A 16,277-nucleotide genomic window follows, 5' to 3' on the forward strand; every position below is an offset into this window, starting at 1 on the left:
CTCTGGCAGGCCCTGTTACAGATCTGCAAATTCCGAGGTGCCAACAAAAAATGCCGCCCCCAAAAGGAGCGGCATTTCGAAATCCAAAAGGGGACTAAGCTTAGAAGCCCAGGCCTTCGTATTTCTTTTTGAACTTGGAGACGCGGCCGCCGGCATCCATCAGACGGGTGTTACCACCGGTCCAGGCAGGGTGCACTGTGGGGTCGATGTCCAGCGACATCTGGTCGCCTTCTTTGCCCCAGGTGGAGCGCATCTTCAGAACGGTGCCATCGGTCATTTTGACGTCGATGAAGTGGTAATCGGGGTGAATATCTTTTTTCATGATACCGCTCCTCAGGCCTTTTTGGCTTTGTAATGTGAATCTTCAGCGATCCGTGCGGACTTACCGCGCAGGGCACGCAGGTAGTACAGTTTGGCGCGACGAACGCGGCCACGACGCACAACGGTGATGCTGTCGATGTTGGTGGAGTGCAGTGGGAACACACGTTCCACGCCTTCACCAAAAGAAATCTTGCGAACGGTGAAGGAACCCGCAATGCTCGCGCCGTTTTTACGGCTGATGCATACGCCTTCGTAGTTCTGAACGCGCGAACGCGAACCTTCGGTTACTTTAAAGCCAACACGGATGGTGTCACCGGCTTTGAAGTCAGGGATGTCTTTCCCCAGGGCGGCAACTTGTTCCGCCTCCAGCTGTGCGATCAGGTCCATCTGATCTTCTCCTATTTTGCTCGTGGTTTTCCACGACGTATTTGCGCGTCCTCAGAGCTCTTGGTCTTCACCGGGTCCCGCCTTTGCAGCCCGCCAGAGGTTAGATCGTCTGTTCATTTGAGTGTTGCGCCGGGGTGCTGCAGCAAAACCGAAGAAAGCTTCCGAGGCATTGTCCCAACGTCAAACAGCCCGCAACCGACTCAGCAATTACAGACTGAGGTTTCCTAGGCGGGTTGTCCTATTCGGTCAAGGGCAAACAGCCCATCATGCGTCCCATCGACGGACCTGGCGGCCAATAGGGAGACATTTGACTGCAGCTGATATCGACGGGTTACTGCTTTTGCAGCAGCGCGCCAAAGAAGTTGATGCCGGTCTCCAGGTTCTCGATTGACAGGCGTTCATTGGTGCCATGAAAACGCGCCAGGTCAGAGCCTTCGATCTTGAACGGGTTGATCCGATAGGCGTCTTTGGCGGCTTTGCCGTAGTGGCGCGCGTCCGTTGCGGCAATGGTCAGGCCAGGGACAGTTGCCAAGGGCCCAAAGGCATCCAGAATCGAGGTTTTGATATCCAAATAGCCCGTGGCCTGCGCGGAAGACACCGGCGAAGCCGGGTTGGCCAGGCTTTCGTCATAGCGAATTTCGATCTCCGGATCGTCGATGGTTTGGCGCACATGTGCCACGATGTCAGCGACGGAATCGCGGGGATGGATGCGAAAGTTGATCTTGGCAGAGGCCTCGGCGGCCAGCACGTTGTCCTTGCTGGATCCTGTCAGCATGGTGGGCGCGGTGGTGCTGCGCAGCATCGCATCTGTGGTAGGAGAGCCCGCAAGGATGGTTTCCAGCAACGGCTTGAACAGCCAGCGATTGGCAAAGACCACCCGTTGTCCAAAAGAGAAATGACGTCCAAGGCCGTCAAAGAACTCCTCTGAAATGCCGGTCAGCCCGCCGGGGACGGGATTGTCCTGCAGTCGGGTGATGGCCCTGGCGATGCGTCCCACGGCGGTGACGCGCGGCGGCATGGAGGAGTGCCCCCCGGCGGATTTAGCCACCAGCTCCAGGGTGACATAGCCTTTTTCCGACAGGTTGATGCTGGCCACTGGTTGGTCCAGGCCGGGGATGACCTTATCGAGCACAAAGGAGCCTTCATCCAGCATCCAGTCCAGCTCGATGTCCTGCTCATTCAGGTGAACAGCGACGGCCATGGCGCCAAGCCCGCCGATCTCTTCATCGCCGCCAAAGCTGAAATAGACCGTGCGTTTGGGGGTGAAGCCATCGGCGATCATCTTTTCGGCTGCGGTGAGCATGGCGATGACGGCGCCTTTGTCATCCAAAGTGCCGCGCCCCCAGACAAATTCGTCGTCAATCACGCCAGAAAAGGGCTCGTGCTCCCATAGATGATGGGAACCGGGGGCAATGGGCACGACGTCATAATGGCCGGCCAGCAGGATGGGCGCGAGGCTTGGATCGCTGCCTTGCCATTTGTACAGGGGAGTCTGCCGGGCCAGCACTTCGCGGCTCATGGTATTGTGCACCAGCGGGTAGCTGTCTTGCAGAAAGGTCAGAAAGGCGGCGAAATCCGGGTGCTTTAAATCGGTGGAAACGGTTCGGAACTTGACCGCTGCGGACAAATCTTTGGTTGCCTGCTCGATATCGGCCCCTAGCTCATAGGGGGTGCCGGAGTCGGCGGTTGCCTCTGGCGTATAGCGCAGGGTGTTGAAGATCAGCACCGCCAGCAGAACCACGACTACCAATACCAGTCCCGCCAAAAGGCGTAGCAATACGCGACCCATCAATTCTCTCCCCGGTCCGGGCTGGGCGCTGGTTGTTGCAGGGCGCAGCCGCAATTACACTGTCAAATGATTACCCACATGATGCATGGAAGCGAGGTGCCTGTCGTGGTTGACTAGGCGTCACTTCTTTTTGCGCTTGGGCTTTTGCGGCGGTCTGCTGGCCTCATAGGCCTGCCACAGGTCGGGGCGGCGCGCCTGTGTGATCTGTTCCGCCATCTCTTGGCGCCACTCTGCCACCTTGCCGTGGTGGCCGGACATCAGCACCTCGGGGATCTTGCGGCCCTGCCACTCTGCCGGGCGGGTATATTGCGGATGCTCCAGCAGGCCAGAGGAAAAGCTCTCTTCCTCGGTTGAGGCCTGATTGCCCAGCACGCCGGGGATCAGCCGCACGGTGGCGTCAATCAGCGCCTGCGCTGCCAGCTCACCGCCGGTCATGACAAAATCCCCCAATGAGACTTCCTGAATGTTGTAGTGCTCCAAGACCCGCTCATCGACGCCTTCAAACCGGCCACAGAGCAGCGTAATGCCATCGCAGCGCGCCAGGTTCTGCATCATGGCCTGATCCATCGGCTTGCCGCGCGGGGTGAGGTAGATCAGGGGCCAGTTTCCCCCCTGGGGTGCGGTGGTGTCCTGCATGGCCTGGTCTATGGCGTTGCCCAGCACATCTGCCCGCAACACCATCCCGGCGCCGCCACCCGCTGGGGTGTCATCCACATTGCGGTGTTTGCCAACGCCAAATTCACGCAGATCTACAGTCTCCAGCTGCCACAGGCCTTCCTGCAGGGCCTTGCCCGTCAGGCTTTCGCCCAGCACGCCGGGAAAGGCGGTGGGAAACAGCGTCAGGATCTTTGCCTTCCAAACGCCGACCAGTTCGGGCGTTGGCGTCATCAGCTCACGCGGCTTCAGGCTCGGGCGGATGGCTTTGCGGCCGTGGGATTTGTTTGGAGTCGTCATAAAGTTGCTGTTTAGTGCACTCAGGTTTTTGCGCAATAGAAAGCATTGGTGTTTGGATGAATTCAGAAATGCGGCCCAAGGTACAGAGCCTTGATCCCGATGCGGCCCTTGAGGAGGTTCAGGCGCGTGCTCAGACGCTTTGGCCCCGTGCCGCATCCGCTGCCGGTCTGGCCGAAGAAGGAGCTGTCTTTCGCAGGCTGGGGTCCAACCGTTTGCTTGAGCATCGCCGCTGTGTTCTGGAGGTCAAGACAGCAGCTGGGCAGAGCTTTGTGCTGCGGGCTGATTTTGATACGGCGAACCCACGACCGTTGATCCGGCAACTGGAGCGGCAGAGGAAAGCCGCCCAAAGCCTGAAACCTGTGTCAGGCGTGTCTGCTCCGGGGTTGTTGTGGCAGGATCCGCAGCACCCCTATGCATTGATGGATTTTGTCCAGGGTGACACCGCCTACCGCACATTGGCTCTGACGGACTATGGCTTTGGGGCCAGAGACGAGGTCTTGCGCCGGATCGGTAAGGCTGTGGCCGAGCTGCACCGGGTGTCGGATACTGGGCTAAGGCAGTTTTGGCCTAAACCGTTTCTGAAAATGGTCTCTGATCGGGCGCTAGCGGTGCGCGAAGGAAGGCTCTCGCTGCCCAAACCCAATAGCTTTCTGGGATTATGTGCGCATTTGCATCGGGCCGCCCGGTTGGCGCGGGGGAAGGAGTTCCGCAGCGCATTGGCGCATGGTGACTTGCATCTGCGCAATATTATCATGTCGGACAGGGAGGTGTCGTTTATTGATTTTCTCAATCATGGGGCTGTTTTTCCGCAGCGCGATATTGCCGATATCTGGCTGGCAAATTGCCCGGAGCACCTTGCCTCTGATGGCGACAGGCCTGGCTTCGGTTGCGTCGCTCAGGCAGATTGGGCAGCGTTTGAAGGGGGCTACGGAACCAAGCTGACGGATGACCCGGTATTCCGGTTCGTCTTTGCGTGGCGCCTGTTCCGGTTTTGGGTCAGCCTGGGGCGAAAGCTGCCGGAGTTGCAGCGGAGTTCATTGACGGTGGTATCAGTTGTCCGGGTTCTGGATGCATTGCGCGCTGAGGAAGCTGGCTGACCTCTCGGTCTAAAACAAACCCTCTGGCGGATCTGCGATGATGCGTCCCTGTTCCAGGTCAACCGTGGGCACCGCCGCCAGGGTGAAGGGCAGGAATACGGTGCCTTTCAGGCCCTCGCCCATCAATTCCAGCAGATCGCTGGCGCCGTGGTTTTGCACTGATTTCACCGTGCCCAGCAATGCGCCGCCGGTGTCAAAGACTTCGACCCCGATCAGGTCGGCGTGGTAATATTCGTCGCTGGGCAGGGTTGGCAGTTGATCGCGCGAGGTGAACAGGCGCAGGCCTTTCAGCGCGTCGGCCTGTTCTTTTGTCTCAACACCTGCGATGCGGCCGCAAAAGCCGCCCTTTACGGCGCGGGTCAGGGCAATGCTGTAGCTCTGGCTGCCGTCTTCATTGCTGAGCGGCGAGTAGGTTTCGATTTCTTCCGGCTGGGCGCAAAAGCTTTTCAGCCGCACTTCGCCGCGCACGCCATAAGATCCAGCAATGGCGCCGACGCAAATCAGATCACTTTGGGGGGCACTCATGAGTTCACTCTCCGGCGCAGAACCCGGCGCGCATCCATTGGCCGCCAGATTGTGCGCATAGGTCCTTTTGATGGCTGCGCTCGAATAGAATGCCCGAGGTAAAGGCGATCGCAACAAAAATTACAAGGCGGATCAAACGTCCCATCGCTTTACCGTGTCTCGATCGACAACGCGTTCTGCCGGTTTTCCCAGCCCTGGCGTTCCAGTTCGGGGCTGTCGTGCAGCTCTTCGGGCAGGCCGATGCAGAAATATCCGATCAATTTCCAGCTCGTCGGCACCTGCAAATCACGGTTGAGCTGATCCGGGTCCAGCACCGAGACCCAGCCCAGTCCCAGCCCTTCGGCGCGCAGGGCAAGCCAGAACAGGGTGATGGCGGTGACCACCGAATAGCGGCGCATTTCAGGCATGGTGCCAGCGCCCAGCCCATGACCCTGCACGGTGTCATCATCGCAGTAAATCGCCAGTTGCACCGGGGCTTCGCGCATGCCTGACAGTTTCAGGCCTGCATAGCGATTGGCGCGCGCACCGGAATAGCCGGCCAGAGCCTCTGCATTGGCGGTTTCAAAATTCTTCAGGGCGGCCTCACGGGCGGCATCGCTTTCGATACGCAGGAGGCGCCAGGGTTCGCTCAACCCCACCGAGGGGGCCAGCTGGATGGCGTTGAGGCAGCGCGCCAGCACTGCCTCATCCACCGGATCCCTGCGGAAGCGGCGCACGTCGCGCCGCATCTGCATCAACAGATCAAGCTGGGTGCGGAACGCCGCGGGGAAAGCACCTTCCGGCATATCCCCCTCGGACCCCGAAAGGGGCAGGTCCCGCGACCCCACTGTCTTATTCCGCGTCTGCGGCTGGCTCGGCGGCCTTGGCGGCTTTCTGTTCAGCGCGCTCCTGGGCTTTCTTGCCAGGGGTACCCTTTTTGGGGTTGGAGCGGTCGGCCTTTTCGCGCACGCCAGCAGCTTCGAGCATACGGGCGATACGGTCGGTAACCTGGGCGCCCTGGCCGAGCCAGTACTGAACGCGTTCCATGTCCATTTTCACGCGCTCTTCGCTGTCTTTTGGCAGCAGCGGGTTATAGGTGCCGAGCTTTTCAACAAAACGGCCGTCACGTGGCATGCGGCTGTCAGCAGCCACGATGCGGTAGAAGGGGCGTTTTTTCGAGCCGCCACGGGCCAGACGAAGTTTGATAGCCATTGGGTAGTCTCCTTTGATGGCGTTGACAGGGATTGCCCTGTTATTCCTGGTGTTTCTTGTGGTGTCTGATGACTTCCTGAATGATGAAATTCAGGAAAGCCTTGGCAAAATCGGGGTCCAGGTTGGCCCGTTTCGCCAAATCTTCGAGCCGTGCAATCTGCGCGGCCTCTCGGGTGGGATCCGAGGGCGGCAGCGCATGTTCAGCTTTCAGCTGACCCACGGCCTGTGTGTGTTTGAACCGCTCGCCCAAGGTGTAGACGAGGATCGCATCAAGCCGGTCGATGCTTTCGCGGTGCCCTTGCAGGATTTCGGCGGCGCGGGCCACGTCGTCCTGCATGTGCTCGGCTGGGGTGATGTGATCAGTCAAGAGCCCATCCTTTTGGTTTGAACAGCGGGTCAGCGTAGTGGCTGATTTCCATCTCGATACCATGGGCAATCTGGCTGCCCTTCAGCGCCGCAGGGGCCGGGTGGCGATAGACCGCATCGTTGCCATCAATGGTTGCCGCATCGTGATCTTTCACCGCGCCAAGCCGTTCTGCCAGGCGGATGGAGTCGAGGTTCTTGGGGTCGAGATAGCTGACAGCGGTTTCCCAGCCCTGGGTTTCGTAGAAATAGGCGCGGGCGGCATTGGTGGCCTCCAGCGCATAGCCGCGCCCTGCGGCGTCGGGCCAGATGATCCAGGCGATTTCCCGTTCTGGCCAGCCCGCAGGCATCCAGCCGCCGGCCATGCCGTAGGTTTCATCCGTGACCTTGTCGTGGATCATCCACATGCCAAAGCCGTGAATCTGCCAATGGCCGATTTCAGCGGCATAGAGCATCCAGGCCTCATAGGCATTCAAAGGCCCGCCCATGAACCGCGCCCGATAAGAGGAGAAGGTCGCCTCAAAATCGGGGTAATCCTCGGCCTCGGGGCCGCGCAGTACCAGGCGTTTGGTTTCAAGAACCGGGATGTTCTGGCGGCTCATGCTGCGGCCTCCAGAGTGGGGTGCCGCCAGATCTGACAGGGCTTGCCCAGCAGCGCAGCGTCAGATTCAAAACGTGCGCCCAAGCGTTCCGCAAGTGCAATAGAGCGATTGTTGTGCGGCGCAATATAGCTGATCACACCGTTCAGGCCCTGTTGATGCGCACCGTAGTTGCGGGCAGCGGTCGCGGCTTCAAAACCGTACCCCTTACCCTCGGCCTCTTCAAACAGGGTCCAGCCCAACTCTGGCTCAGACCAGGCAGGGGCAAAGATCAGACCGGTCCAGCCGATGAAGCGCCCAGAGGCTTTTTCGACGATATGCCACAGCCCGTAGCCATTGAGCACCCAATGCCCCAGGCGGGAAACCAGCGAGGTATAGCTGCCCATGGCATCGCGCGGACCGCCAACAATATGGCTGCGCTCTGTCTCAAAGAAAGCCGCCATTGGTTTCAGATCATCCAGGTGCGGCGCGCGCAGGGTCAGGCGCGCGGTCTCAAGGACCGGGATGGGCAGGCTCATTGCGGTCATGCGTAGCCCTCCATGCCGCCAGCGGCCAGATCATCGGGGCTCATGTGGCGCCAGACCTCCAGCGCGCCCAGGCGCACATGGGCAAAGTCACCATCGCGGGTTGCACCCAGGCGCTGCGCCACCGCGCGCGAGCCGTGATTTTCAGGCGCGACCAGGCTGATCGCGGTTGTCCAGCCCAGGGTCTCATAGGCATAGGTGCGGGCGGCGGTGGCGGCCTCGGTGGCGTAGCCCTTGCCGCCAAATCCTTCAAACAGGTCCCAGCCGATTTCCGGCTCGGGCCAGCCTTCGGGGTTCCACAAGCCGATGATGCCCGCCGGTTTGCCGCTGTCCTTTTCCTCTAGCGTCCAGCGACCATAGCCCCGCAATTGCCAGTGACCGATTTCCAGCGCCAGATGACGCCAGACCTTGTCCGGCTCCATCTGACCACCGACAAAATCGGCGCGGGGCGAGGCATAGAAGGCGCAGAGCGGCTCAAAATCGCTCAACGCAGGCTGGCGCAGCATCAGGCGCTGAGTTTCTATGGTGGGAACCTGGATCATGTTATTTCTTTTTACCAAAGCCAGAAAGACCGCCGGGCAGACCCATGCCGCCCATGCCACCAAGACCGGGCAGACCGCCGGGCATACCCTTGCCGCCGCCCATGGCTTTGGCCGCTGCTTCCAGCGCTTTGGGGTCCATCTGGCTGGGATCCATACCCGCCATGTCGCCCATACCGCCGCCTTTGCCGAGCATGCCCTTCATGGCCTGCTTCAGCATCTTGCCTTTGCCCATCTTGCCCATCTTCTTCATCATGTCCGACATCTGCCGGTGCATTTTCAGAAGCTTGTTCAGGTCAGAGACCTGCATACCCGCGCCGGCCACGATACGCTTTTTGCGGCTGGCCTGCAGTAGGCCGGGATTGGCGCGCTCTTTCTTGGTCATCGACTGGATCATGGCGATCTGGCGTTTGATGACCTTGTCGTCCATGCCGGCGTCCTGCACCTGCTTGGCCATTTTGCCCATGCCGGGCATCATCGACATCATGCCTTCCATGCCGCCCATCTGCTGCATCTGTTCCAGCTGCATTTTCAGGTCATTCATATTGAAATGACCCTTCATCATGCGCTTCATCATGCGCTCGGCCTGTTCGGCCTCGATGGTTTCCTGCGCCTTTTCAACCAGGGCAACAATGTCGCCCATGCCCAGGATACGGCCTGCGACGCGCTCTGGCTCGAAGGTCTCGATGGCGTCCATCTTTTCGCCCAGACCGACAAAGCGGATCGGCTTGCCGGTCACCGCGCGCATCGACAGGGCGGCACCGCCACGGCCGTCGCCATCCATCCGGGTCAGCACCACGCCGGAGATGCCGATCTTGGCGTCAAATTCTTCAGCCACTTCAACCGCGACCTGACCCGTCAGACCATCGACCACCAGCAGGGTCTCACGGGGGGAGACCACCGCCGCGACATCCTCGACTTCCTGCATCAGGACTTCGTCGATCTGCAAGCGACCGGCGGTGTCCAGCATGTAGACGTCATAGCCCCCCAGCGCGGCCTGCTGTTTGGCGCGCTTGGCGATATCAACGGGTTTCTGGCCGGCGACGATCGGCAGGGTGTCGACGCCAATTTGGGCGCCCAGAACTGCCAGCTGATCCATCGCAGCCGGGCGATAGACATCGAGCGAGGCCATCAGCACCCGCTTGCCTTCTTTGTCCTTCAGCCGCTTGGCCAGTTTACCGGTGGTGGTGGTTTTACCAGAGCCCTGCAGACCGACCATCAGGATCGGCGCAGGCGGGTTGTCCACCTTGAGCGTGCCGAGATCTTCGTCGCCGCGCAGCACGTCAACCAGTGCATCATGCACGATTTTGACGACCTGCTGGCCGGGGGTGACCGATTTGGTCACCGACTGTCCGGTGGCCTGGTCCTGAACCTTTTTGACAAAATCACGTGCCACCGGCAGCGAGACATCGGCCTCTAGCAGGGCAACGCGGACTTCGCGCAGGGCGGTTTTGACATCTTCCTCGGACAGGGCGCCCTGTTTGGTCAGCCGGTCAAAGACCCCGGAAAGCCGTTCGGATAGATTTTCAAACATGGCTTACGGCCTCCTTTGCCGACTTCAAAACCAGACAGCCCCTATGTAGTGAGCGGGATGCCCATGCGCAAATGCCCTTCAGGTCGAATGCCGGCTTGTGAGAGCAATCCAAACAGAATTGCCCCCACGGGCGTAACACGCTGGTGGAGGGCGATCCCCGACACGTCAGGGACCGGAAGACATAGATGCTTCCGGATATGGGCCCTGCGTTACGTGGATTGGCTGACAGAGTCAAGCGATGACAGGGTTTGGCCAAGGTCCAGCCTGTTTCAGATCACGGTTTTTGCCGGCAGCCAGCGGTTCACGGCCCTGGCAATCCGGTCGGATCCTGCCCCGTTGGTATAGGCCGCAACAATCGGGATGCGGGTTTTGCTGCCGGGGGCCGCAGGCTCTGCCGTTAGAACCAGCGTCGGGCGATACAGGGTTGAACTGCGCCCATCCCGAAGCGTGGTGGTCTGTTCTATTTCCACATGGGACAGCTGATCCAGTGGGTGATCCTCGCTGCTGTAGCCAAAAACCGACTGGCGGCGAATAAAAATCCTGCCGGCGACGCGGTCAAAAATGATCTGCACGCGTCGCACAAAGGCGCAAAAAGCCACTATGCCGATGCCGCCGCCCAGGCTGCCAAACAAGACGCCAAACCAGAGATCACCCTGTTCGCCGCTGGCAACGAGAAGACCTGCGCCGATGAAGACCAGGATAAACAAGATGAGCATGATGCCGATCAGCCAGGGCGTATTTGCGATGATCAGCTGCTCTGGGGTGTCTCGCGTGATTCGCATAGTTATATCCTAGTGAAATTAGCACGCCTGAGAAGGTCAGCTGCCGACCACGGCTTGACTCAAACAGTGAGAGGCTCGCAACATCGGGACTATAGGTGCCTCATCGGCTTAACGGATCTGAGCGATCCATCGGGCGCCGTGAGGCAGCAACAGCATCAGGTAACACAGGCGAACGGGGCAAGCGTTCGTGCGGCCAACCGGGCAGCCATCTGGCTGAGGGAAGGACCAAGAGGGATGCGTGTATTCACGATACTGGGGCCATCGCAATCTGGCAAAACGACCCTGACAAGGGCGCGGCTGGGCAAACTCGGGGAGGGGGTGGCGGATGTGGTGGCGGTCGGCTGTATGGCCGATCAGGCCAAACATCTTGATAAAGCCGTCTTGCTGCGTGCCCTGGACGCAGGCCTGGGGGATGGCAATCCGGTGGGGGGGCGCACTCTCGCCGCGTTGGGCGGGCTAGACACTGGCGCCTCGCGCAGCGGTCTGCAGTCCGGCGATATCGGTCAGGCGATAAAATCCGACCATCCGAACCTCGGCTACTGTTATTCTGCTGATGGCAGTGCCGGGCTGCCCGGCTGGGCACAGCCGCCGCCGTCGACCTACCGGCGCTTGGTTGTTCCGGTGCAACAAGGCGACGAGGCGCGGCTCTCGGCGGCGTTGGACCGTCTGGTGGGGATCGACCCGGCTGTGAAGCTGGAACAGGACCCGATTTCCGGGCGCGCCCTGTTGCATCTGCAGGGGCCGTTGCATCTGCGCAGGGTGCTGGCCACGCTGGAAAGGGAGTTTGGCGTCGAAGCCATTGGCGAGCAGGTGCCGCCGGCCTTTTGTGAAACCCTCAGAAAACCGATTGAGCTGCGCTACCGTCACCGCAAGCAGTCCGGCGGGGCGGGGCAGTTTGCCGATGTTCTGATCGAAATGCGCCCGCTGCCCCGGGGCAGCGGTTTTCAGTTTCACGACAGGATCAAGGGCGGAGCGGTGCCAAAGGCCTATATTCCCTCGGTTGAGGCCGGGGTGCGCGAAGCCCTGCGGGAAGGCTACAACAGCCACCCGGTGGTGGATGCCGCGGTGGTCTTGAAAGATGGCAAGCACCACGCCGTGGACAGCTCTGATTTTGCTTTTCGCACGGCGGCCAGAAATGCGGTGCGGAGCGCTTTGGATCAGGCCGATCTGGTGCTATTGCAACCCATTATGAAGGTGGCCATTCATGTGCCTTCGGTGTTTTCAGGCCGGGTGATCCCGGTGATTAGCAACCGGAAGGGACAGGTTCTGGGCTTTGCTGCAGAAGACGGCAAAGCGGGTTGGGTTGTTCTGGAGGCCCTGATTCCGCTGGTCGCACAGGATGGCCTGTGTCACAGCTTGGCCAGCGCCAGCCGCGGCACCGGCTGGTTTGAGACTGCGTTTGACCACTATGAGGAGGTCAGACAAGACGAACTCGCAGCGGTTTGAGGGCTCGGCTGACCACCTGCCGCACCTACCTGCTCCCCTAACTGGCTGCCCAGCTGTGTGTCCGCCTGACAGGGGGCCGGCCTGCCTGTGTGCCGGCCTGCCTGTGTGCTCGCCTGCCAGTGTGCTCGCCTACCTGAGTGACTGTGTGCCTGAGCGGCTGTGGCGCAGTTTTGTCTCCAGAGGGCGCATCGTCTCTTGCGTCTTTGGGTTTTTTTGCGTGATCTGAAGGCGACGTAAAATACCGCTTTTGGGAGACTTGATTCATGGATGCAGCCGCCGCTCAACAGGACGCCTTGCCGGTCAGCTCAGATGCGCTGTTGGCACAGCTTGATGCATGGGATTTGCCCTATACCCTGTTTACCCATGTGCCGCTGCGGACCGTGGAGGAAGCCAAGCAGGTTGAAGCAGAGATGCAGCAGCCCGGCGTCAGCAGCCTGAAGATCAAGAACCTCTATCTGCGGGATCGCAAGAAGCGTAATTACCTCATTTCTGTCGAACAGGACCGCGAGATCGACCTCAAGGCGCTGGGGAAGGAGATTGGTGCCGCAGGCCTGAGCTTTGGCTCTGCTGATCGCCTGATGCAGAACCTGGGCATTCGCCCGGGCGCAGTGAGCCCACTGGCAATGATCACCGGTGTTGCGCAGGGGGTGACCTTTTATATGGATGCAGCGGTGCAGGAGGTGGATGTGATCAATATGCACCCGCTGGTGAATGATCGCACCGTGGTGATGGCACGGGAGGATTTTCTTGCCTTTCTCGCTCGCATCGGGTGTGAGCCCCACTGGATCTGACGCGCGCCCCTAGGCATTTTGGGGTTCCCCCAATGCCAGCTCCAGCGCTGCTGCGACATGGGCTGCGGAGGGATTGATAAACAAGACCCCGGCGGCCTCAAAACAGGGCTCATCAATATGGTCCGGGAAGGCCAGCGGCAGTTCGGTACAGGCAAGGATCACCGCCTCCCCGGCGTTGGCGTGTTTCTGGCAAAACCGCAGCAGCCGTGCCTGCGCCTCTGGCGAGGCGCCGCCGTGAAAGTCTTCGTCGATCATCGACTGGGCTTCGGCGATCTCCGCTGTGGGCAGCGTTGGATTGGCCTGAATTCCATAGGGGGCCAAAACCTCGGCGTAGTTGCGGGCCTGCATGGTGACCGCAGTGCCGATCACCAGGGCAGAGGCGGCCTTGGTTTTGGCAACCGCCTGTGCGGTTGCATCAAAAATGGACAGCACCGGCATCTCTACCCCCTGGCGGATGGCGTGTAGGCGCGCATGGGGCGTGTTGCTGGCGATCACCGCAAAATCACATCCGGCCGCTTGCAGCACCAGCAGGCCATTGCGAAACACCGCATCAAAGGCGGCCCAGCTGGCCTCATCCTCGGGGCGCCCGCGCAGGCTGCGGGTCTCGGCTTGATTGACCGATTCTATGGTGATCTTTGGGCAGGGGAGCGGGCCGTTGTGGGACTCTGCGCCAGTCTCGATTTGCCGCTGCCAGCTGCCCGCGCAAATACCGCGATAGTAGTCCAGGGTTGAGGCCCAGCCGACGCCGCCGAGAATACCGATTTTCTTCATATCTGCTGCGCCCTGTCTTGCGTTCCCGTCCGGGTAGCATGGTGCAACAGATTGGCATGGTGCAACAGGGGCGTTGAACAAAAGCACCTCCCCCCGGGGGGGAGGCGGTGTTCAGGTTTGGTTTGCCAAATTTAGCGGGCAAAGCTTAGGCGGCAAGCGCCTCGATTGCGGACTTGGCGCGTTGCATTGAACCTTCCTCATCCATAGACAGCTGATCTGCGGCGACCAGTTCAACATCGGTGATGCCGATAAAGCCAAGCACATGGCGCAGGTAGGTGGTGGCAAAATCGATATCCGATCCGGCCTGCGTCCCGCCAGAGGCCACCGCGATGATGGCGCGTTTGCCCTCCAGCAGACCAACGGGGCCGGTTTCGGTGTAATTGAAGGTTACCCCAACGCGGGCAACCAGATCAATCCAGGCCTTCAGCGTCGAGGGCACTGAGAAATTGTAGATCGGCGTGCCGATGACAATGGTATCGGCCTGTTTCAGCTCGGCAATCAGCGCGTCAGACTGCGCAAGAAGCGCCTTCTGCTCATCGCTGCGTTGGTCCGCAGGGGTGAAGTTGGCACCGACCCAGGCCTCGTCGAGCAGCGGCAGTGGGGTCGCCAGATCCCGACGGATGACAGTTTCAGGTGCCAGCCGCCCGGTGATCTCGGCGCTCAGCGAGCGGGTGACGGAGTTCTCGGCGCGGGCGGAGGAGTCGATATGCAGAACTGTGGAGGTCATGATCTGAATTCCTATTTTTTGTTTCGTCTGCATCACACATGGGTTATAGCAAAAATGAACTCAATCGCCGTGTCGGCACAGGTTTTGTGCAAATTTGCGGTGGGGCTTGAGGGGCAGATTTCACAAAGCGGATTTGAAGCAAGGACAGTGTGATGGAGAATTGGGACGAAGTTCGCACCGCCTATCAGGTGGCCCGCATGGGGACTGTCAGTGGCGCCGCCGAGGTTCTGGGGGTGCATCATGCGACGGTGATCCGCCATATTGATGCAATTGAAACACGCCTGGGGGTGAAGCTGTTCCAGCGTCATGCCCGTGGCTATACGCCAACGGAATCCGGTCAGGACCTGTTGCGGGTGGCGCAGGCCACAGATGACCAGTTCAGCCAGTTGGTTGGCCGGTTGAAAGGCCAGGGGGAAGAGGTCTCAGGCGAATTGGTGGTGACCTCACTGTCGTCGATGTCGCATCTACTGGTGCCAGTGCTGACCGAGTTCCAGCAGATGCATCCGGGCCTGGTTATTCGCTACCTCACCGGTGAGCGCCTGTTCAGGCTGGAGTACGGCGAGGCCCATGTGGCGCTGCGGGCAGGCAATGCACCGGATCAGCCGGACAATGTGGTGCAGCCCTTTCTCAAGCAGAAGATCGGTCTGTTTGCCTCCCAAGGCTATGTAGACCAGCACGGCATGCTGAAAGGTGTCGATGACCTGAAGAACCATCAGTTTGTTGGCACCGACAATCCAGACAGCCGCGCACCTTTCAACAAATGGCTGCGCGAACACACCACGGAAGAGACAATTATCTTCCGCTGCTCCGACGGTGTGGCAATGCAAGAGGCGGTTATGGCAGGGGCCGGCATTGGCTTTATGTCGATGTGGGAGGCCTCGCGCCGCCCGGCTTTGGTCAAGATGATGGATCCTCAGGCCGATTGGGAAGGCAGTCTTTGGTTGGTGACCCATGTGGACCTGCACCGCACCAACAAGGTGCAGAGTTTCCTCAGCTTTTTGAAAGAGCGCGCCAAGGCCTGGCAGCAATGAGCCCGGTTCAGCGCGCCCATGGCGCCATGCTGCTGTTTTCGATTCTGGTGGCGGGATCGTTTTCGCTGGGGGTTTTGATCGCCAATGATATCGCGCCGATGGCGCTGAATGCGGTGCGTTTTGGCATCGCGGCGGTGGTGATTGGCGCGGTCGCCGGGCTAAGCGGCAAACTGCGACGGCATCATTTTCGGGCGCCCTGGCGCTATCTGGTAATGGGGGCGCTGTTTGCCAGCTACTTTGTGCTGATGTTTTATGGCTTGCAGACGGCAGATCCGGTCAGCGCCTCGGCGGTCTTTACCCTGACCCCGGTGCTCAGCGGGGTCTTTGGCTATCTGCTGCTGCGCCAGATTACCACGCCGCGCATGGCGCTGGCCTTGGGCATCGGCGCGGCGGGGGCGCTTTGGGTGATCTTCCGGGCCGACCTGGCGGCGCTGCGGGCCTTTGATATTGGCCGCGGAGAGATGATCTATTTTGTCGGCTGTGTTGCCCATGCGATCTATACGCCGGTGGTGCGTAAACTGAACCGGGGTGAGCCGGCGATTGCCTTTACCTTTGGCACCCTGATTGCCGGGGCACTGGTATTGCTGGTCGTTGGCTGGGGGGACATCCGCGCGACCCAGTGGAACGCCCTGCCGATGCTGGTTTGGGTTGGAATTTTTTATGTGGCGATATTTGCCAGCGCTGTCACCTTTGTGTTGCTGCAGTTTGCCAGCCTTCACCTGCCTGCGGCCAAGGTCATGGCCTATACCTATCTGACTCCCAGTTGGGTGATTGTCTGGCAGGTCGCGCTGGGCAACCCGGCCCCAAGCGGGCTGATTCTGGTGGGGATTGCGCTGACGGTGGTGGCCCTGGTGTTGTTGCTCGAAGATGCGGCCAAGCCCGCGCGCCCTGTCAAAGCCTGAGCAG

Annotated in this window: 20 protein-coding genes; 5 read left to right on the forward strand and 15 right to left on the reverse strand. The window is 60.2% G+C overall.

Annotated features, from left to right (window positions below; translation table 11 throughout):
* Positions 1-100: 100 nt before the first annotated feature.
* The 4 genes from rpmE to trmD form a co-directional block, all read right to left on the reverse strand.
* Positions 101-322: a 50S ribosomal protein L31 gene (gene rpmE / locus N1037_02380; GenBank protein ID UWS79890.1), complete on the reverse strand. Its 222-nt coding sequence runs from the start codon at positions 320-322 to the stop codon at positions 101-103.
* An 11-nt stretch (positions 323-333) separates the two neighbouring features.
* Positions 334-708, reverse strand: a complete 375-nt coding sequence (gene rplS / locus N1037_02385) for a 50S ribosomal protein L19 (GenBank protein UWS79891.1) — start codon at positions 706-708, stop codon at positions 334-336.
* 331 nt (positions 709-1,039) lie between these two features.
* Positions 1,040-2,497: a M20 family peptidase gene (locus N1037_02390; GenBank protein ID UWS79892.1), complete on the reverse strand. Its 1,458-nt coding sequence runs from the start codon at positions 2,495-2,497 to the stop codon at positions 1,040-1,042.
* Between the two features lie 120 nt (positions 2,498-2,617).
* Entirely contained in the window at positions 2,618-3,451 is an 834-nt protein-coding gene (gene trmD, locus N1037_02395) for a tRNA (guanosine(37)-N1)-methyltransferase TrmD (protein ID UWS79893.1), read from the reverse strand.
* 68 nt (positions 3,452-3,519) lie between these two features.
* Between trmD and N1037_02400 the strand changes: the two genes are divergently transcribed.
* On the forward strand, positions 3,520-4,548 hold the full coding sequence (locus tag N1037_02400; protein ID UWS79894.1) for an aminoglycoside phosphotransferase family protein: 1,029 nt from the start codon (positions 3,520-3,522) through the stop codon (positions 4,546-4,548).
* Between the two features lie 9 nt (positions 4,549-4,557).
* Here N1037_02400 and rimM read toward each other — a convergent pair whose 3' ends face one another.
* The 9 genes from rimM to N1037_02445 form a co-directional block, all read right to left on the reverse strand.
* Positions 4,558-5,073, reverse strand: a complete 516-nt coding sequence (rimM, locus tag N1037_02405) for a ribosome maturation factor RimM (protein ID UWS79895.1) — start codon at positions 5,071-5,073, stop codon at positions 4,558-4,560.
* A 149-nt stretch (positions 5,074-5,222) separates the two neighbouring features.
* Positions 5,223-5,858, reverse strand: a complete 636-nt coding sequence (gene bluB / locus N1037_02410) for a 5,6-dimethylbenzimidazole synthase (protein UWS79896.1) — start codon at positions 5,856-5,858, stop codon at positions 5,223-5,225.
* A 46-nt stretch (positions 5,859-5,904) separates the two neighbouring features.
* On the reverse strand, positions 5,905-6,264 hold the full coding sequence (gene rpsP, locus N1037_02415; protein UWS79897.1) for a 30S ribosomal protein S16: 360 nt from the start codon (positions 6,262-6,264) through the stop codon (positions 5,905-5,907).
* Between the two features lie 40 nt (positions 6,265-6,304).
* Positions 6,305-6,601, reverse strand: a complete 297-nt coding sequence (locus N1037_02420; GenBank protein UWS81296.1) for a chorismate mutase — start codon at positions 6,599-6,601, stop codon at positions 6,305-6,307.
* Between the two features lie 22 nt (positions 6,602-6,623).
* Positions 6,624-7,229 (reverse strand): GNAT family N-acetyltransferase, encoded by a 606-nt coding sequence (locus N1037_02425; protein UWS79898.1) that lies wholly within the window; start codon positions 7,227-7,229, stop codon positions 6,624-6,626.
* Positions 7,226-7,753, reverse strand: coding sequence for a GNAT family N-acetyltransferase (locus N1037_02430; GenBank protein ID UWS79899.1), 528 nt, complete (start codon positions 7,751-7,753; stop codon positions 7,226-7,228). The genes N1037_02425 and N1037_02430 overlap by 4 nt, the downstream gene beginning before the upstream one ends.
* On the reverse strand, positions 7,750-8,292 hold the full coding sequence (locus N1037_02435) for a GNAT family N-acetyltransferase (protein ID UWS79900.1): 543 nt from the start codon (positions 8,290-8,292) through the stop codon (positions 7,750-7,752). Before N1037_02435 ends, N1037_02430 begins: the two co-directional genes overlap by 4 nt.
* 1 nt (position 8,293) lies before the next feature.
* Positions 8,294-9,823, reverse strand: coding sequence for a signal recognition particle protein (ffh, locus tag N1037_02440; GenBank protein UWS79901.1), 1,530 nt, complete (start codon positions 9,821-9,823; stop codon positions 8,294-8,296).
* Positions 9,824-10,092: 269 nt separating this feature from the next.
* Positions 10,093-10,605 (reverse strand): hypothetical protein, encoded by a 513-nt coding sequence (locus N1037_02445; protein UWS79902.1) that lies wholly within the window; start codon positions 10,603-10,605, stop codon positions 10,093-10,095.
* Between the two features lie 234 nt (positions 10,606-10,839).
* Between N1037_02445 and N1037_02450 the strand changes: the two genes are divergently transcribed.
* Positions 10,840-12,051, forward strand: a complete 1,212-nt coding sequence (locus N1037_02450; protein UWS79903.1) for a hypothetical protein — start codon at positions 10,840-10,842, stop codon at positions 12,049-12,051.
* A 263-nt stretch (positions 12,052-12,314) separates the two neighbouring features.
* Entirely contained in the window at positions 12,315-12,842 is a 528-nt protein-coding gene (locus N1037_02455) for a prolyl-tRNA synthetase associated domain-containing protein (protein UWS79904.1), read from the forward strand.
* Positions 12,843-12,851: 9 nt separating this feature from the next.
* On the opposite strand, the gene N1037_02460 is transcribed toward N1037_02455, so the two are convergent.
* The gene (locus tag N1037_02460) at positions 12,852-13,613 is read right to left on the reverse strand and encodes an aspartate/glutamate racemase family protein (GenBank protein ID UWS79905.1); all 762 of its coding nucleotides are present in this window, start codon (positions 13,611-13,613) and stop codon (positions 12,852-12,854) included.
* Between the two features lie 145 nt (positions 13,614-13,758).
* Positions 13,759-14,340, reverse strand: coding sequence for an NAD(P)H-dependent oxidoreductase (locus N1037_02465; protein ID UWS79906.1), 582 nt, complete (start codon positions 14,338-14,340; stop codon positions 13,759-13,761).
* A 152-nt stretch (positions 14,341-14,492) separates the two neighbouring features.
* Between N1037_02465 and N1037_02470 the strand changes: the two genes are divergently transcribed.
* Complete coding sequence (locus tag N1037_02470; GenBank protein ID UWS79907.1) at positions 14,493-15,371, forward strand: LysR family transcriptional regulator; 879 nt, start codon at positions 14,493-14,495, stop codon at positions 15,369-15,371.
* Positions 15,368-16,273 carry a DMT family transporter gene (locus tag N1037_02475; GenBank protein UWS79908.1) on the forward strand — a complete coding sequence of 302 codons (906 nt, stop codon included), beginning with the start codon at positions 15,368-15,370 and terminating at the stop codon, positions 16,271-16,273. Before N1037_02470 ends, N1037_02475 begins: the two co-directional genes overlap by 4 nt.
* Positions 16,274-16,277 lie beyond the last annotated feature (4 nt).

The sequence above is a fragment of the Phaeobacter sp. G2 genome (assembly GCA_025163595.1).
GTDB lineage: Bacteria > Pseudomonadota > Alphaproteobacteria > Rhodobacterales > Rhodobacteraceae > Pseudophaeobacter.

Coding starts and splice junctions, on each gene's coding strand:
- rpmE (UWS79890.1), bottom strand. CDS start 322: ATGAAAAAAGATATTCACCCCGATTACCACTTCATCGACGTCAAAATG.
- rplS (UWS79891.1), bottom strand. CDS start 708: ATGGACCTGATCGCACAGCTGGAGGCGGAACAAGTTGCCGCCCTGGGG.
- N1037_02390 (UWS79892.1), bottom strand. CDS start 2,497: ATGGGTCGCGTATTGCTACGCCTTTTGGCGGGACTGGTATTGGTAGTC.
- trmD (UWS79893.1), bottom strand. CDS start 3,451: ATGACGACTCCAAACAAATCCCACGGCCGCAAAGCCATCCGCCCGAGC.
- N1037_02400 (UWS79894.1), top strand. CDS start 3,520: ATGCGGCCCAAGGTACAGAGCCTTGATCCCGATGCGGCCCTTGAGGAG.
- rimM (UWS79895.1), bottom strand. CDS start 5,073: ATGAGTGCCCCCCAAAGTGATCTGATTTGCGTCGGCGCCATTGCTGGA.
- bluB (UWS79896.1), bottom strand. CDS start 5,858: ATGCCGGAAGGTGCTTTCCCCGCGGCGTTCCGCACCCAGCTTGATCTG.
- rpsP (UWS79897.1), bottom strand. CDS start 6,264: ATGGCTATCAAACTTCGTCTGGCCCGTGGCGGCTCGAAAAAACGCCCC.
- N1037_02420 (UWS81296.1), bottom strand. CDS start 6,601: ATGCAGGACGACGTGGCCCGCGCCGCCGAAATCCTGCAAGGGCACCGC.
- N1037_02425 (UWS79898.1), bottom strand. CDS start 7,229: ATGAGCCGCCAGAACATCCCGGTTCTTGAAACCAAACGCCTGGTACTG.
- N1037_02430 (UWS79899.1), bottom strand. CDS start 7,753: ATGACCGCAATGAGCCTGCCCATCCCGGTCCTTGAGACCGCGCGCCTG.
- N1037_02435 (UWS79900.1), bottom strand. CDS start 8,292: ATGATCCAGGTTCCCACCATAGAAACTCAGCGCCTGATGCTGCGCCAG.
- ffh (UWS79901.1), bottom strand. CDS start 9,823: ATGTTTGAAAATCTATCCGAACGGCTTTCCGGGGTCTTTGACCGGCTG.
- N1037_02445 (UWS79902.1), bottom strand. CDS start 10,605: ATGCGAATCACGCGAGACACCCCAGAGCAGCTGATCATCGCAAATACG.
- N1037_02450 (UWS79903.1), top strand. CDS start 10,840: ATGCGTGTATTCACGATACTGGGGCCATCGCAATCTGGCAAAACGACC.
- N1037_02455 (UWS79904.1), top strand. CDS start 12,315: ATGGATGCAGCCGCCGCTCAACAGGACGCCTTGCCGGTCAGCTCAGAT.
- N1037_02460 (UWS79905.1), bottom strand. CDS start 13,613: ATGAAGAAAATCGGTATTCTCGGCGGCGTCGGCTGGGCCTCAACCCTG.
- N1037_02465 (UWS79906.1), bottom strand. CDS start 14,340: ATGACCTCCACAGTTCTGCATATCGACTCCTCCGCCCGCGCCGAGAAC.
- N1037_02470 (UWS79907.1), top strand. CDS start 14,493: ATGGAGAATTGGGACGAAGTTCGCACCGCCTATCAGGTGGCCCGCATG.
- N1037_02475 (UWS79908.1), top strand. CDS start 15,368: ATGAGCCCGGTTCAGCGCGCCCATGGCGCCATGCTGCTGTTTTCGATT.